The 13,160-nt window shown below is 62.5% G+C and carries 13 protein-coding genes; 2 read left to right on the top strand and 11 right to left on the bottom strand.

The window, feature by feature from the left end; all coding sequences use genetic code 11:
• Positions 1-92: 92 nt before the first annotated feature.
• From F3J17_RS09730 to F3J17_RS09695, 8 genes are all read right to left on the bottom strand, one after another.
• Positions 93-863: a GGDEF domain-containing protein gene (locus tag F3J17_RS09730; protein WP_167056750.1), complete on the bottom strand. Its 771-nt coding sequence runs from the start codon at positions 861-863 to the stop codon at positions 93-95.
• Positions 864-871: 8 nt separating this feature from the next.
• Complete coding sequence (locus F3J17_RS09725) at positions 872-1,258, bottom strand: DUF1987 domain-containing protein (protein WP_167056747.1); 387 nt, start codon at positions 1,256-1,258, stop codon at positions 872-874.
• A 14-nt stretch (positions 1,259-1,272) separates the two neighbouring features.
• The gene (locus tag F3J17_RS09720) at positions 1,273-1,833 is read right to left on the bottom strand and encodes a SiaB family protein kinase (RefSeq protein WP_167056744.1); all 561 of its coding nucleotides are present in this window, start codon (positions 1,831-1,833) and stop codon (positions 1,273-1,275) included.
• A 17-nt stretch (positions 1,834-1,850) separates the two neighbouring features.
• Positions 1,851-3,083, bottom strand: coding sequence for a SpoIIE family protein phosphatase (locus F3J17_RS09715; protein WP_205194716.1), 1,233 nt, complete (start codon positions 3,081-3,083; stop codon positions 1,851-1,853).
• Positions 3,084-3,303: 220 nt separating this feature from the next.
• Positions 3,304-4,137 carry a sugar phosphate isomerase/epimerase gene (locus F3J17_RS09710; protein WP_167056741.1) on the bottom strand — a complete coding sequence of 278 codons (834 nt, stop codon included), beginning with the start codon at positions 4,135-4,137 and terminating at the stop codon, positions 3,304-3,306.
• A 39-nt stretch (positions 4,138-4,176) separates the two neighbouring features.
• Positions 4,177-5,433 carry an FAD-dependent oxidoreductase gene (locus F3J17_RS09705; RefSeq protein WP_167056738.1) on the bottom strand — a complete coding sequence of 419 codons (1,257 nt, stop codon included), beginning with the start codon at positions 5,431-5,433 and terminating at the stop codon, positions 4,177-4,179.
• A gap of 3 nt (positions 5,434-5,436) precedes the next feature.
• On the bottom strand, positions 5,437-5,745 hold the full coding sequence (locus F3J17_RS09700; protein ID WP_167056735.1) for a non-heme iron oxygenase ferredoxin subunit: 309 nt from the start codon (positions 5,743-5,745) through the stop codon (positions 5,437-5,439).
• A 39-nt stretch (positions 5,746-5,784) separates the two neighbouring features.
• Positions 5,785-6,861 (bottom strand): fatty acid desaturase family protein, encoded by a 1,077-nt coding sequence (locus F3J17_RS09695; protein WP_345891158.1) that lies wholly within the window; start codon positions 6,859-6,861, stop codon positions 5,785-5,787.
• Between the two features lie 173 nt (positions 6,862-7,034).
• Here F3J17_RS09695 and F3J17_RS09690 point away from each other — a divergent pair, with 173 nt between their 5' ends.
• Together F3J17_RS09690 and F3J17_RS09685 are read left to right on the top strand one after the other, a co-directional pair.
• The gene (locus tag F3J17_RS09690; protein WP_167056730.1) at positions 7,035-8,102 is read left to right on the top strand and encodes a LacI family DNA-binding transcriptional regulator; all 1,068 of its coding nucleotides are present in this window, start codon (positions 7,035-7,037) and stop codon (positions 8,100-8,102) included.
• A 360-nt stretch (positions 8,103-8,462) separates the two neighbouring features.
• Positions 8,463-9,821 carry a hypothetical protein gene (locus tag F3J17_RS09685; RefSeq protein WP_167056727.1) on the top strand — a complete coding sequence of 453 codons (1,359 nt, stop codon included), beginning with the start codon at positions 8,463-8,465 and terminating at the stop codon, positions 9,819-9,821.
• Here the strand turns inward: F3J17_RS09685 and F3J17_RS09680 are convergent.
• The 3 genes from F3J17_RS09680 to F3J17_RS09670 are packed head-to-tail and all read right to left on the bottom strand — an operon-like array spanning position 9,757 to position 12,414.
• Positions 9,757-10,236, bottom strand: coding sequence for a hypothetical protein (locus tag F3J17_RS09680; RefSeq protein WP_167056724.1), 480 nt, complete (start codon positions 10,234-10,236; stop codon positions 9,757-9,759). The genes F3J17_RS09685 and F3J17_RS09680 overlap by 65 nt on opposite strands.
• Positions 10,181-11,506 (bottom strand): O-antigen ligase family protein, encoded by a 1,326-nt coding sequence (locus tag F3J17_RS09675; RefSeq protein WP_167056721.1) that lies wholly within the window; start codon positions 11,504-11,506, stop codon positions 10,181-10,183. The genes F3J17_RS09680 and F3J17_RS09675 overlap by 56 nt, the downstream gene beginning before the upstream one ends.
• 8 nt (positions 11,507-11,514) lie before the next feature.
• The gene (locus F3J17_RS09670; RefSeq protein ID WP_167056718.1) at positions 11,515-12,414 is read right to left on the bottom strand and encodes a glycosyltransferase family 9 protein; all 900 of its coding nucleotides are present in this window, start codon (positions 12,412-12,414) and stop codon (positions 11,515-11,517) included.
• Positions 12,415-13,160: the final 746 nt, after the last annotated feature.

Below are 13,160 nucleotides of genomic sequence, written 5' to 3'. Positions count from 1 at the left end.
AAAATCAATGAGGAGCGGGCGTGAGGATTGCGAGGGGCGTCGAATGCGCCCTGCCCTATGTGCCCATGTGAAGCGCCTGGCGACGCTCCCGCTTATTCGCGGTGTTCGCCCGACGGCAAATCATCCGCCCCACAATCGCCGCCGGTGAATTCCACCCGGTTGCGACCGCTGCGCTTGGCCTTGTAGAGCGCGGCGTCAGCCAGCCCATAGGCCGTATCGAAACTCGTGCCCACCTCGTTCGCACTCACGCCGAAGCTGCTGGTGATGCGCCGGGTCACCGGCGCGCCAAATACATGGGCTTCGATGCTCGATCGCATGGTTTCGGCCAGCGTCAGCGCATCGGTCAGATTGTAGCCAGGCAGCACCACGGTAAATTCTTCGCCGCCCACGCGCCCGATAATGCCCTGGTTGCCGACGATGCGGCGCAGGCAATCGACGATGCCCAGAATCACGGTATCCCCGGCGGGATGGCCGTAGTCGTCATTGACCTTCTTGAATTCATCGATGTCGAGCAGGACCATGACCGCGCGATCGGTGCGCAGCGCCTTGGTCGCGCGCTCGATCACGGCGCTACGATTGAACACGTCGGTCAGGGCGTCGTGAGTCGCGCGATATTGCAATTGCTGCGTAAGCGCATGCATCTCGCGCTCGGCGCGGTCGCTGCGGCCGATCAGGCGGCGCGTCTCGCGCATCAGGCGCTCATAGTGGCCAATCAGTTCGCCCAGTGCGTGGCGGTAACGCTGGGCATCCGCGTTGGCATCGGCGCGGATCGCGCGCGCCTTTTCCAGCGCCTCGCTCTCGCTCTGAAACAGGTCTGGCGCGTCACTCGTCGAGGCGTCCGCGGAGGAAGTCGTCACCACCATCGCTATCCTTAGATCGCCACTGGGCAATCGGTGAACTTGATCGCCGTAAAGTCGGTTTGCAGTTCTTCGCCGAACTCCTGGATCGTTTCGTCTTCCTCATCGCGATACCAGTTCACCTGCACGCGGTTGCCCGCGGCGGCTGCGCGATCGAGTGCGTCGAAAATACTGAACAGCATTTTCGTGCTGGAGCTGTTGAAATACGTAAGCGTCACATCCACCGTAATGGCAACGTCGTCGCATTGCGCGAGCCACGCGCCCAGCCGTTCGATCACGGGTGCGTAAAACGCAGCGGCATTTTCCGGGTAGGACTCGCCACGCAGCGAAAGCGTGTTCTGGTCGAACTGGAAGTCGATTTCCGGCGAAGTCGCCGTGGCGGCAATATGTAGGTTTTCCATGGCAGTCGCGGAATTCAGATGATGGTCTTCAGGCAAAACAGCGTGGTCGCGGGATCGTCCTCACGCGGATGAAAGGCGAATTCAAGCGGCGCGCTGGCGTCGCGCGCCATCGTCAGAAATCCCATGCCCGCGCCCTTGCTTTCCGCCGGCGTTTCGGCACGCAGCGAATTCTTGTAGGCCTGCTTGATTTCATCGACCGACATGCTGCGCAGCGGCTCGAGTTTTTCGCGCAGTTCGTCCACCGCGTTCGTGGCGATCGGATTGACGCACACCATCAGATGGCGTTCGCCGTCGCTCGTGATGCACATTGCGCCTTCGCGGATACCGCCCTGCGTCTGATCCGCCGGCAGCGTTTCGGACGAGTAATGCACGATGTTCTGCGACAGTTCGATAAACGACGAAAAGAGCTTGCGCCGCGTGGGCCCATTGACGCCCGCGACTTCGAGCTGGAGCTTCACCACTTCGCTCATGGCCGCGACGATGTTTTGGGAGAAGTAGCCTTTGTGATAGAAAATCAGATTGCGCTTCTGCGCAAGCTCTAGAAAGGCGCTGTTCTGCTCCAGGAGTTCAGACATAAGTTTGATCAGCAATCTTAAACGCGTGCAAAAAATAAGGTGACGTCGTCGCGGCGCGATTGGGCGCCTTGCCATTCGGTCAGTGCATCCACGAGGCGCGCACAGATGGCGGAAGGCGTCTGCGCACGATTCGCAAGAATCAGGTCGAGCGAGCGGCGCTTGCCAAAGGCAATCTTGCGCGCACCGCCGATCTGGTCGGTCAACCCGTCCGTCGAAACGAACAGGAGGCTATCTTCGGGCAAATCCACCGCGTGGAGCGGCCAGGTATATTCCGCGAGACTGTCCACATAGCCCACGCCCACGCGCTCGCCCGCGATAGTTTCGAACTGCTCCGCTTCGGGGCGCAGCACATGCAGCGCGACGCGCGCACCGGCAAACAGCAGTTGTTGCTGCGCGGCGTCGTACCAGAAGAACGCGGCGTCCAGCCCGTCGTTCGACTGCGGTGCGTCGCCCGCGCCCTTGACCTGACCAAGCAGGCCCTTGACGTTGCGATTGACCGCCGCCAGCAGCTTCGACGGATCGCGCGGCCCCAGACGTTCGAGCGCCTGCGAAAGCGATGCCGAAGCCAGCAGCGTCATGAACGCGCCGGGCACGCCGTGTCCCGTGCAATCGGCCACGGCGCCAAACCAGCCGTCCGCGAACGCCGCGAAGTGATAGAAGTCGCCGCCCACCACATCGCGCGGCTCCCAGACGAGCGCCGCGTCGGGCAGCATGGTCGAAAGCGTTTCGCGCGAGGCGCGCAGCATGGCCTGCTGGATCACGCTCGCATACTCGATGCTCTGCATGATCTGACGATTTTTCTCGGCCTGGGTTTCGGCCACCGCACCCAGCAGTTGCAGACCGTTGCCCACGCCCGAGAAGCGCCCTTCGCGCGTGACGATAAAGCCGTCCACCAGCGCTTTTTCCCCCACCTCGACGGTTTTGAACGTGAGCGCTTCGATGCTCATGTCGGCGTCGACGATCAATGGCTCTTTGTCCATGAACGCGATGCAGCTTTTCTTGTCGTACAGCTCGCGATGGAACGGCTTGCTCATCTGCGACAGAAAGATATCGCGGTTGATCAGGCCAATGGGACGATCGCCTTCAATGACAGCGAGGCTGATCAGATCGCGGCGCGAGTAGAACACTTCCATCACGCGCGAGTTGGAATCCGACGCGTCGATGGCGGGCGCGGACTGACACAGATCGCCGGCGCAACGTGGACCTCCGGTCGGACCGGAACGGTGAAATTGCGCAAGCGCTGGGTGCATGGCGAACTGATTCGTCGGAAGAGAAAATCAGCACGCTAAAGACTCTTTATGTCATTTTCGTTACATTCACGCAATGATTCTCGAGCGTAAATTCTTTAATTCAGCCTGGTGTAATCCGGTTGCGGCGACAACGTTTGCGATCCGGGCTTTATTGCAGCCTGTGTGGTAATGCCCGGAAATGCAAACATCGCAGCAATGACGCAAAAGCGGCGCACACCACTCACTCAAGCTCGCGCCAGAGTGTCTGGATCCAGTCTTTGAGCAGCAGCGATTCGGCCCAACGATCCGTCGTATCGTTGCCGTCGCGGCCAATAATCGCGTACGGCTTCGGCCCTAGTTCGCAGGTGAACGCCAGTGTATCGTTTGCGCCCGCGCGGCGTCGCCACGATGCAAATCCATAGCGCCACCAGTCGAGAAACAGATCGACCCACATGCGATGCGGCGCGAACGACAACTCGATCTGCACCTGCTCGCGGCTCGCCACGCGGCCATGAAATGCCCACGAATGATCAAGAATGCGATGCATCAGCGCGTGGTTCTCTTCCGATACCGGCCATGCGAATTCACGCGCAACGAGGTAATGCGAAATATCCCCGAGCAGTTTCAGGTCGGGACGTGCATCGAGTAGATCGAGCGTAAAAAACAGGTCGGTGGTCATCCGGTCGCGATGCGTTTCGATATAGACCGGAATGTCGACCTGCTCAGCAAGGCGTTGCCAGCCGTCCAGCAATTGCACACATTGCGCGACGGTGCGCAGGCGCACGTCGGGTTGAATGTCGATATGGTGCGCGCCGTATTCCACCGCGTTTTCCAGCACCGGCTGCAGATCGTCGATCGTGCGTGGGAAGCACTGCCCTTCGGCATTCAAGCCGTACTCGGCGCGCAATTGCGCGAGATGGCGCACCGCTGCGCGATCCGTGTAATGCGCGCTCACACCATCGAAACCCGCTTGCGCGATCATGCGCAGGTTTTCTTCAAGTGTGCGTTCAGCACCATCGGTGTGACGGCGCTCCATTGCCCAGAGCGATTGAAAGACGAGCAGGCGTTGTCCCATCGTAACTCCGATATTTTTAAATGGCTTTTATCAAACGCTTTAAAGCAGGCTTTTTAATTTGACGTCGGGATTCGCAAGATCGTCTGCGTCAACTGGCGCGGCGCGCTCCACCAGCATGCGCGCGAGGCGCATCTCTCGGGCAAAGCCCTGCGGCGCGCCGAAGCCACTTGCGGCAACAAGATTCCCGCCGCCGTCGAGTGCGAAATGAATCTGCATATCGCTAGAGATATCGCTGGATACTTCACGCACGACGGTACGCACGCCCAATGCCGGTTCGCCCGCCACCTGGAGTTGCCGATCGTACTGATCCGACCAGAACCAGGGCACCTCGCGATACGACTCACCCGCGCCGAGCATGTTGCGCGCCGCCACGCAGGCCTGCGTCTGGGCGTTGTGCCAGGTTTCCTGACGGATACGATGCGGGCCGAAACGGCTGGGAAAAAGTGCAACGTCGCCGGCCGCGTAAATGCCGCTTGCCGAAGTCTGCAAGGTCTCGCTTACGACGATGCCACGCGCCGCGTCCTTTCCCGTTTCCAGCCCCGTCGCGCGCGCCAGTTCATCGGCCGGTTCGATGCCGATACCGACCACAACCGTATCCGCGTCCAGCACGTCGCCCGTATCGAGCGTAACGGCCAACGCGCCGTCATCACGCTGGGCGATTGCGCGTGCGGATGCGTTCAGTACCACGCGCACGCCGTTGCGCTCGTGCAGCGCATGCACATGTGCGCCGATGGCCGCCGGCACGCACCGGCCCAGCAAACGCGCCGCGCCCTCCACCACGCATACCTCGCATCCCCGCGAGCGCGCGGACGCCGCCACTTCCAGCCCGATAAAGCCGCCGCCAATCACCAGCACGCGCGCGCCGGCGCTCAACCTCGGCGCAAGTGTCGCGGCATCGTCGAGCGTTCGCAGGCCGAATACACCGTCGAGTTGCGCGCCGGGAATCGACAACCTGCGCAAATGGCCGCCCGTCGCCAGCAAAAGCGCTTCATACGCGAAGCTTCGGCCGTCGGCGAGTTGCAGCGTGCGCGCCTGCGCATCGATCGCCTGCACCGCGCCGACGATATGTTCGATGTTGTCGGCATGCCAGGCATCGCGGGCGCGCAACTGGCATTGCTGCGCGTCGCGCTCGCCAGTCAGCAGTCCTTTGGAAAGCGGCGGCCGCTCGTAGGGCAAATGCGGTTCCGCGCCTATCATCGCGATGCCGCCCGCCCATCCTGCTTCGCGCAGCGTCTGCGCCGCCATGCCGCCCGCGTGGCCGGCGCCGACAATAGCCATGACTCGATCGGCGTTCATTGCTCAGACCTCGATCAGAATGCGACCGCCCTCGACCTTCGCGGGCCACGTCTTGAGTTTTTCGCACACCGGCGCGCACAGCGGCTTGCCGTCGCGCACGTCGAAGCGGCCGTTATGTTTCGGACACTCGATCACATGCCCCATCACCAGCCCGTCGCTCAGATGCACCTGTTCATGCGTGCACAGACCATCGCTGGCATAGACATCGCCGCCCACGCGATAAATCGCGAAGGTCTTGCCCGCGTGATCGAAGCGCATCACGTCCTCGTCGTCGATATCGTCCAGTGCCGCGGCGTCGATCCACTGCGTCATGTCTGTCTCCCGTTTTATTTGATTCGGCATGCTGATCGATCAGGCCTGCGCGGCATCCGGAATCGGGCGCGCGACGGCATAGGAAGGATCGCGGGTCTGGCGCACTAGCGCCGGGATGATCTCCGCATAGGCGGCGATCGTGCTGCGATAGGGTGGCGGCATATCGGCCTTCACGACTTCGTGCAGTTCGGGCAGCGCATGGAACGGCACCATCGGGAACATATGGTGTTCGACGTGATAGTTCATGTTCCAGTAAAGAAAGCGGAACAGCGGGTTCATGCGCACCGTGCGGCAATTGCGGCGATGATCGAGCACGTTTTCCGGCATGCCCGCATGCTGCGTAAGGCCGAAGTAAAGATAGAGCCACGCGCCGTAAAGGCTGGGCAGGCCGATATAAAGCAGCGGCAAAATCGAGTGAAAGCCGATGCACGCGGCCAGCACCAGCGCGTAAATGCCAAGCGAAATGCGCGCCTCGCGCACCACCTTCGGCCATTCGGAAGCGGGGATAAAGGTCTCCTCTTCCGCACCCACCTTGCCGAACGCCGCGCTCACCATCCTGGGCAGTTCGTGAGAGACGTGTTTGATCGCAAAAATGTTGAGCGCGATGCCGAGCCAGTCGGTAGGACGCGGCGCGCCGATTTCCGGATCGCGGCCCACCACCAGCGTGTCGGTATGGTGGCGCGCGTGGCTCCAGCGCCAGACCGTCGCGCGCCGGAACACCTGGAACGACGCGATCTGGTAAAGCACATCGTTCATCCAGCGCGTCTTGAACGCCGTGCCGTGGCCCGACTCGTGCCAGCGCGAATCCGCCGGGCTGCAATAGAGCGTGCCGTAGACGAAGAAGGCCGCAATCGCCCAAAGCGAATGGGCATGCCAGGCGTAGCCCGTCAGCGCTCCACTCAGGACAATCGCCGCGTACCAGAGCAGCGTGTCGCGGATCGCGCGCGCGTCGCTGCGCTGCATCAATCGCTTCATCACGGGGCGCGCGACCGCGCATTTGTACCAGTCGGCATTGACGAGGCCCGCCGCGCGGGCGCGCTCGCCCGCACCGCCGATCAGCCGGTAGGCATCGCGCGGGCCGTGCGCGTCGCTCTGGGTAGGGTCGGTTTGCGCCACTGTTGTCTCCTTGTTCGAGGCGGTTCCGGCTCGGCTCCCGTTCGATGCGGGCGCGTTTTGCGCGGAACACATGTCATGAACATAGGCCAGGGACGCATCGGCCTCAACGGGAAAATTGACGAAATTTCGTCATTCTTTCACCATGGCGACTGGCCTGTCGAACCGGAGACACCGTGACCCAGGAAACGCCGCCGCGCTGGCGCAAGCGCACCGCGCGCTTTGTCGAGATCGCCGAACTCGCGGGCGTAAGCCCCACCACAGTCGACCGCGTGCTCAATGAGCGCGGCAGCGTGTCGGCGCAGGCGCGCGAACGGGTGATCGCCGCCGCAAAGCAGCTTGCGGTGCCGCGCCTGCTGCCGGACACCCAGCACGGCCTCGTGCACATCGACGTGATGGTGCCGGGCAGCGAATCGCCATTTTTCAGCCGCCTGCGCGAAGCGCTGCAACGCTCGGCGCAAATGCTCGACCGGCGCGTGATCGTCCATCGCACCATGCTGTCCGCCGCCGACGAAGCGCGCCTGCCCGCCTCCATCGCGCATGCGGGCCGCTCGCGCCACCGGCGCGCGGCGCTGATCGTCACGGCCCAGGACACGCCCGAGGTGCGCGCCGCGCTCGCCGCGGCCATCGCGCGCGGCGAGGCGGTGATCACGATGGTCACCGATATCGGCGGAATCGACCGTCTGCATTACGCGGGCATCGACAACCTGCGCGCGGGCCGCACCGCCGGCTATTTTCTGGGCCGCTTCGCGCAACCCGGCCGCGTGCTGCTGTTGCCCGCGCGACTCGACTACCGCGCGCACACTGACCGCATCGAAGGCTGCCGCACGGAGATCGCCGCCCACTTCGATCATCTGGTTTGCGACGTCTCGCCCGTCGAATCGCTCGATCAGGACGCGCACTGCTATCGCGCCATGAACGAGGCGATCCGGCGCGGCAAGCTCGCCGGCATCTACAACACGGGTTACGGCTCGGCGGGCGTCGAAGCCGCCCTGCGCAAGGCGGGACTGGCGGGCGAGGTCGTCTGGGTCGGTCACGAGATGTTCGACGCGCACCGGCAGTACATCGACGCCGGCATCATGGACATCGTCATCGATCAGGACCCGGACGGCCAGGTGATGTCCGCGCTTCAGCATGCGCTGCACGCCTGCGGCATCGTCGAGCGCGCCAGCGCCGACGAACCGGTCGAATTCCGCGTGTTCTGCTCCGCGAACGTGCGGCAAAGCGCGTATCTGCGGCCGTGACGAGTTGTCGAATGTCAATCGATGGTGAAATCGCTGCCGTCTGGAGCCGCTCGCCCCGGCTGAACGCCGAAATTCGGATTTTTCGCGTATTTCAAAAGCGACATTTAGCTCAATCTAGCGAAACCGGCGGCGCCACGCTCCAGCTAGCGTGAGTCCCCTGTGTGAATTCATCGCGTGAGGCGACACGCATGATCGACACGTCGACCACCCTCGGCGCGTCGCCTCATTCCATTCATCAGGATGACCAACTAAATGCCCATTTTTCCCTTGCTCAGCGACTCGACGCCTCGCAACCCTTGCAGTCCGCCACCCGGCATTCAAACGCCGGCTCGCCGCCCGACGGCCGAAGCCGCGTCCAGCGTGGCGCCCACCACGTTGCGCCCACCCTGCCGCCGCGACGGCCGGGGCCGCCCGCCGCGCTATGAATGGCCGCCCGAAATCGTCGCGCTCCTCGGCACCATGACCGATTCGAAGGTCGCAAAAATCACCGGCGCCTCCTTGCCCACCGTCAGCGCCAAGCGGCGACAACTCGGCATTGAATCCGCGCGCACACGCGGCGCGATCGGCCATCGCTGGACCCGCGAGAAAATCGCCCTGCTCGGCACGATTACCGACACCGAAGCGGCCCAGCGCTTTGGCATCGTGCCGCAAACGGTCGGCGCCATGCGGCAGAAACTCGGCATCGCGCCCAGGACCCGCGCCATCGAACTCAGCGAAGCAATACTCGCGCTGCTGGGCAGGCAAAGCGATGCGTCGCTGGCGAGGCAGGTGGGCGTGAGCACCGGCGTGATCCAGCGCGCGCGGCTCGCCCGCGGCATAGCCAGTTGCAAGACCGTGCACGCCTGGACCGACGACCAGATCGCGCTGCTCGGCACGATGTCCGACGCCAGGGTCGCGCGGCAGCTGGATCTGTCCGAAACGGTGGTGAACAAGAAGCGGCGGCGGCTCGGAATCGGCAGCGCGCGGCATCACTGGAGCGCCGAGGAACTGCAACTGCTCGGCAAACTGCCCGATGCGCGGGTCGCCCGGCGCATTGGGCTCTCTACCGTGTCGGTACGCCTGCAGCGCCGCAAACTGGGACTTCCGGCAGTGGCCGATCGCGGCGGCAAGGGGCAGCGTGACAGGTCACGCAACTGGCACACGCCAGGCATCGCAGCGAACCCGCCGGGCCACGACCACCAGGGCAACCAGGGCAATCCAGCTGCCGGCAACTGGCATGAGGAGGGTCTTGCGCTGCTCGGCATCGTGCCCGACCTGGAACTGGCCTGGCGCTTCGGCAAGAGCTACAACACCGTGCGCTACGCACGCGTCAAGCGCGGCCTGCCCGCCATGCGCGCGCGCCGCCAATGGACCGACGAACAGATTGCGATGCTGGGAACGGTAAGCGACGCCGTCGTGGCCGAACGGATCGGCTGCAGCAACACGACGGTGTACAAGAAGCGTACGGAGCTAGGCATTGCGCCTGTCAAACATACGTGGACGGCGGAGGAAATTGCGCTGCTCGGCAGGATATCGGACTTCGAGGTCGCCAAACGCGTGGGGTTGTCGGCAAAGACGGTGAACCTCATGCGGCGCTCGCTGGGGATTGGGGCGTTGCGCGGCTGGGGCGGCCAGGGTCGTCGCCCGGCGCAACCGCCGGGTGAGCTTTCCGTGCTTAACGCCCCGCGGCATCGAGCGACCACGCCAGCGCCGGATCGAGCGACGCAAGCGCCATCCTGACGAAGCGCAAGCGCGGCCAAAGCAGCGGGATCGAAAAGCGTCGGTAGTCGATGCGCAGAATCACTTCTTCGGGCTCGTGGCTGCCCTGCATGAAGCGCAGCAGAAGACGCCCCCTGCCGTCGCGCGCCGTGCCCAGCAACCAGGCTTCGCCCTGCAACGGCGTATAGGTGCGCTGCGCGCGGATCGTGCGGCTTGCCGCGTCATACACGTTCACGGCAAAACTGCAATCGAAGGTGCGGCCCAGCCGCACCACCTGCACGATCACATCGTCGATCCGAACCTGATGCTGCACGTCACCCGCCTGCGCGCCCGGACCGATTCCACCGGCTTGCAAGGGCGGCAAGCCGGCTTGCTGACGATCAGCCGGGTTGGCCCGGTACTTGAGCGTTTGAGAGCTGTTCGATTGCAACTTCATTCCCCGATGCTGGCCGCTTTGCGGCCTTTTCATTTATTTCTCGCTCGCGTGCGTCGATCGCTGCGAGTAGTACGGCGACAAGCAGGGCAACCAGCGTCGTGACCATGACAGGCACGAGCACGTCGATGGTCAGCCCAAAGATCATCGTGCTGAAGGCAACGGCCAGTCCGGACCATGCGGCTGTGCGGACGAACGCATCGGCCGCGCGCCGCTTGCGCCAGAAATAGACGGCCGAACCGTAATAGAACGTCAGCAGGCAAAGCACGCCGATCGAGCCACTTTCCGCAATGGTGGAAAAGAAGTCGCTGTGCGCGCGCTCGTTGACGAACTGTCGCGGAATATAGTTCTGATCGGCCAGCGCGTTGTACGAATCCTCCAGCTTGCCCTTGCCGATGCCATAGACAGGATGCGTCACGAAAAGGCGCGTAGCGCCCTTCCACAACTCCAGGCGGATTCCCGTCGAACTATCGGTCTTGCCTTGCGAGAAGAGCGTGAGGTCACTGACACAATCGGCGATGCGTTGCTGGATGCGCGACGTCGCCAGCAGGCCGCCCACGCAAATGGCGGCCGTCAGCGTGGCCAGCATGATGCGCCTGCGCGTGGCGAACACGCCGTACTGCACGCCCAGCATGAAGAGAAATACGGGAACAGCGACCCAGCCACCGCGCGTACCCGACGAATAGGACGCAAAGCCGCCTGCCAGAAGCGCAGCCAGCTTGAGCACCCGCGACGCCTTTTTACAGCGCTCGTCCCATCCCAGCGTGAAAATCGAAAGGAACGCCAGCAGCAGCGACGTATCGCCGAAGGGAATCGCATTCGTGTAGTAGTTGTTGAGCCGATCCACATCCGTCCATCCGCCCGACGGGCGCTGCGCGAGCGCAATCGCGCCGATGATGAGCGCACCGGCGGCGCATCCCCAGCCGATTGCGGGGAAGTAGCGCGACGGCAGCTGACGCAACAGCAGAAACACGGGGATCGCCAGCGCGAAGCGGGAAATCGCGTCGAACTGGCGCGGCATCCACCAGCCATGGACCACTTGCTGGATGACAATGGCGACCAGAAATGCGCCCATTCCGGCGACATACCACGGGTAGCGCTTCAGGCCCGCGAAGTAACCGGCGGGCCGCCGTGTGCTGAAAGCGGAAAACAGCGCCAGCGCCAGTAGCGCGAAGAAACAATAACCGGTGCCACCTTGCCAGATCAGATTTACCGCGGGAGCAAGCAACAGCAGGAGTGCAACAAACCAGCAAACTACAGGAGATAAAAACATGTACTTTTCTAGCGGGGAAGAACCGAGGTGTTCGAAGTGCTTGTGGTGCGTAAAGCGTGAAAACTGGACATCACGCGGCTAACGGAAAGCAGTTGCTTCCACAACCGTTCCTTGAGCGCCCCGAACGGAATCACATTGGGCGGCAACACGATGTCGCCTGGTCCCCAGCCTGGACGCCACGAGCGCGCGAGGCCGCGGCGCATGAAGAGCGTCAGCGTGGGTACGCCAATCGCCGAAGCAATATGCCCCAGCCCCGAATCGTTGCCGATGAACCAGCCCGATTCAGCGATCCAGCGCGCCACTTCGTCGAGATCGTTCAGTGCATGCACGTCGAAGCCCGCCGCGCTGGCGTCGCGCCACGCGTTATATTCGTTCGGTGCAACCAGGAAACTGGAGCGCAGATGCAGACGGGAGAGCGCGCGCGAAAGCGCGAGAAACTTGTGCCGGCTCCACATTTTTTCGGGGTGACTCCCCGTAGGGTGAATCACCACCCGATTCGGATGGCGATTGCGCTGGCAACCCGGCGGAACCACCATGCCGTTCGAACGCGTGACGTCCTGCAACTCGAAGAGCTTGCCCGCGATGTCGACGACACGGTCGACCATATGCTTCGAGCCGCTGTATTCCGGCAGATCGGCCAGCACCTGGGTCTGGCCGTCGCGGCTCAGCGATTTGCCAAAGTCCGTTGGCCTCAGTTCGATGACCGTGTCGAAGGCGCCCAGATGGTCGTCCACGCGGCCCACCTCGACAGCGGGAAACCAGTCCTTCAACTCCTGCGCGACCCAGCCGAAAACCACGGGCCGGTAACCGTTGCGCACGAGGTTGTTCACGAGGACCATGCCGATAAGGCTATCCCCGATTGGCGGCGGTAAGGCGATCGCCAGTGTGTTGCCGGTTTGAAATTTCATGACTATGCCAACTGCATCGATTGCCGGCGTCCGCGCATTGAGCGCAGCGACTTCTTCCCCACCGTGGCAATCCGGTCTGTATTTAATATCTGCGCAAACCGGTGATCGCCCGGCGCTCCCGGATAAAGGAGCACGCACCGCCCGCGCCTTGAGCGCGAGCCCGCGCGAGTATAACGCCGGATTTATTACAAGACTAACAATATCTCTGCAAACCCGACCAGATTGCCTGGATGCGTGCAATCGGGGTGGCTGGTGAGCGGCCGTGATGATCGGCAGCGGGTTTCCGCTTGTGCCTGCATGAGAGCCACCAGGTGAATCCGATCCGCGGCCGGAATGGCGATATTGAGAGCCTTGAAGGGCGCTTCTGCAAATGCTTTCGTTTATGACGAAATTCACCGTGAACTTTTTATATATCCGCCATATGAATCTTGATTAATTTAAAGATCTTCAGGCGCATGCGAACACTTTGCACGAAAAAATTTCCCTTAAAGCAATGCACACGGCATATGACGGGACTTTTTACCGGAGCACGTCGATACTCGCCGAGCCGCGCCAGATCAAGGCTCGCGCCGCACAAGCCGCCGTCCCCCTCAATAAAAAACCCATCAGCGATATTATTCACTTCACCATCTATCATCATTCGGTGAATTCAAATTAAAATACCGCACCGCGCGAATTAACGCCGCGTGAGAACAACAGCATCAGCATAAAATACCTGCCGACGGCAAACCGGCAAAAATGACGAA

The organism is Burkholderia sp. Ax-1719 (assembly GCF_011753055.1).
In the GTDB taxonomy this organism is placed as follows: domain Bacteria; phylum Pseudomonadota; class Gammaproteobacteria; order Burkholderiales; family Burkholderiaceae; genus Paraburkholderia.
This window is presented reverse-complemented; position numbering and strand designations above follow the sequence as displayed.

Excerpts from the sequence above, each read along its gene's own strand:
- F3J17_RS09730 (WP_167056750.1), bottom strand. The coding sequence starts at position 863 with ATGGTGGTGACGACTTCCTCCGCGGACGCCTCGACGAGTGACGCGCCA.
- F3J17_RS09725 (WP_167056747.1), bottom strand. The coding sequence starts at position 1,258 with ATGGAAAACCTACATATTGCCGCCACGGCGACTTCGCCGGAAATCGAC.
- F3J17_RS09720 (WP_167056744.1), bottom strand. The coding sequence starts at position 1,833 with ATGTCTGAACTCCTGGAGCAGAACAGCGCCTTTCTAGAGCTTGCGCAG.
- F3J17_RS09715 (WP_205194716.1), bottom strand. The coding sequence starts at position 3,083 with ATGCACCCAGCGCTTGCGCAATTTCACCGTTCCGGTCCGACCGGAGGT.
- F3J17_RS09710 (WP_167056741.1), bottom strand. The coding sequence starts at position 4,137 with ATGGGACAACGCCTGCTCGTCTTTCAATCGCTCTGGGCAATGGAGCGC.
- F3J17_RS09705 (WP_167056738.1), bottom strand. The coding sequence starts at position 5,433 with ATGAACGCCGATCGAGTCATGGCTATTGTCGGCGCCGGCCACGCGGGC.
- F3J17_RS09700 (WP_167056735.1), bottom strand. The coding sequence starts at position 5,745 with ATGACGCAGTGGATCGACGCCGCGGCACTGGACGATATCGACGACGAG.
- F3J17_RS09680 (WP_167056724.1), bottom strand. The coding sequence starts at position 10,236 with ATGAAGTTGCAATCGAACAGCTCTCAAACGCTCAAGTACCGGGCCAAC.
- F3J17_RS09675 (WP_167056721.1), bottom strand. The coding sequence starts at position 11,506 with ATGTTTTTATCTCCTGTAGTTTGCTGGTTTGTTGCACTCCTGCTGTTG.
- F3J17_RS09670 (WP_167056718.1), bottom strand. The coding sequence starts at position 12,414 with ATGAAATTTCAAACCGGCAACACACTGGCGATCGCCTTACCGCCGCCA.